Origin of the sequence: Photorhabdus kleinii, from assembly GCF_025384885.1 — a bacterium.
In the GTDB taxonomy this organism is placed as follows: Bacteria; Pseudomonadota; Gammaproteobacteria; order Enterobacterales; family Enterobacteriaceae; genus Photorhabdus; species Photorhabdus kayaii.
Window position 1 is genome coordinate 1 of the sequence record NZ_JAJAFY010000147.1, and the last position, 999, is coordinate 999.

Annotated in this window: 1 protein-coding gene and 1 pseudogene; one reads left to right on the forward strand and one right to left on the reverse strand. The window is 46.4% G+C overall.

Translation table 11 applies throughout. The annotated features are described in order from the left end of the window. Positions 1–67: pseudogene (locus tag LG003_RS23660) on the reverse strand (IS200/IS605 family transposase); the annotation flags it as partial. Positions 68–123: 56 nt separating this feature from the next. Here LG003_RS23660 and LG003_RS23085 point away from each other — a divergent pair. Then, a partial coding sequence (locus tag LG003_RS23085) for an RNA-guided endonuclease InsQ/TnpB family protein (protein WP_262981772.1) occupies positions 124–999 on the forward strand: 876 nt, incomplete at its 3' end.

Genomic DNA, 999 nt, shown 5'->3' on the forward strand with positions numbered 1-999 from the left:
CGACCAGTTGACTTACACTATGGCGCTTCCGAAGAAAGCCCTCAAGGGATTCATGATGATTACTCAATTGATATTTACCATTAACCTGTTAAAATAAATAGCGTATATCAACGAGCGCTGATTATGTTAAGAGCCACGAAAGTCCGTGTATATCCGACACAAGAACAGGCTGAATATCTCAATGCCCAGTTCGGTGCGGTTCGTTTCGCGTACAACAAAGCCCTGAGCATTAAGAGACACGCTTACCAGCGACACGGCGTAAATTTAAATCCGCGGAAAGATCTCAAACCCTTGCTTGCCGTAGCGAAAAAATCTCGTAGATATGGATGGCTAAAAGAATATGACTCCATTGCGTTGCAACAGGCGGTTATCAATCTCGACGTTGCTTTTTCCAACTTTTTCAATCCGCAGTTAAAAGCCCGTTATCCCTCGTTCAAACGCAAACACGGCAGACAATCAAGCTATCATTGTGTTGGAATCAAAGTGCTTGATGGCGCGATCAAAATCCCGAAAATTTCGCCGATTGAAGCGCGTTTACACCGTGAAATCTCTGGCTCAGTGAAAAGTATTACTCTGAGCTGTTCCGTAACGGGAAAATATTACGCTTCGATACTCTGTGACGAGCAGATAGAAGCACCAGCGAAGCCAACCCTGATAGCAAATGTTACCGGTCTGGATATGGGGCTGACGCATTTTGCCATCAAATCGGACGGTAATAAGATTGCCAATCCCCGCCATCTGATCAATGCCAGCCACAATCTACGACGGAAGCAGAAAGCGCTTTCCCGTAAGAAAAAGGGAAGTGCCAACAGATGTAAAGCCCGCATACAGCTTGCAGCAGTTCACGAACGGGTAGCCAACGCCCGTGCCGATTTTCAACATAAATTATCTCGCGCAATTGTTGACGAAAACCAAGCGGTAATTGTCGAGACGCTGAAAGCGGCGAACATGATGAAAAATCACAGGCTGGCACGTTCCATAGGGGACGCTGGTTGGGCT